Origin of the sequence: Ruoffia tabacinasalis (assembly GCF_042652985.1) — a bacterium.
Lineage (GTDB): Bacteria > Bacillota > Bacilli > Lactobacillales > Aerococcaceae > Ruoffia > Ruoffia tabacinasalis.
The window spans coordinates 1-520 of sequence record NZ_JBHSHQ010000078.1 but is presented as its reverse complement, the minus strand read 5'-3'; the positions used below and the strand labels follow the sequence as shown (position 1 = coordinate 520).

The following is a 520-nucleotide window of genomic DNA, read 5'->3' as shown; positions in this document are numbered from 1 at the left end:
CGAAGCGCAGCGGCAGCCTGATGAATGACGCGACGCACGGTATTCGGGGAAACATGGGTATCTTTGGCAATATCTACCTCTGACATCACACGTGTTGCCCGATCCATAATCATTTGTGTGACCCGCTTAGAAATAAAACAGTGAGGGTCCACAAAGGACGTTTTCGCTGTAAAGCTTTGGCCACAGGTTTTACATTTGAAGCGTTGTTTGGCTAAGTTTAAGTAGGCAGGAAGTCCCGTTATGCTCGCTAAAGTCAGACGAGAGTGACGCGTCCCATTTTTAACGACTTGATAGGCATCATTGACGATACCACAACATTCACAGGCTTTAGGAACATACGTTAATGTGCCAAAGTAAAACAAAGATAAGCGGCCTTTATAATGCTGTTCTTCAACACGGTCCATATCGATCGTGATATTTGGGTCTTTTAATTGAAAGGTTTTTTGGATAAAATGGTTCATGCGTAGATATTCTCCTTATGTTATTTGGTGGTACTTTTAATATAACGAATATCTGCGTC

The 520-nt window shown here is 42.5% G+C and carries 1 protein-coding gene; it reads right to left on the bottom strand.

The window, feature by feature from the left end:
- Positions 1-461 (bottom strand): helix-turn-helix domain-containing protein (locus ACFO5Y_RS11680; protein ID WP_380706732.1); only part of this gene is annotated, 461 nt, incomplete at its 3' end.
- Positions 462-520 lie beyond the last annotated feature (59 nt).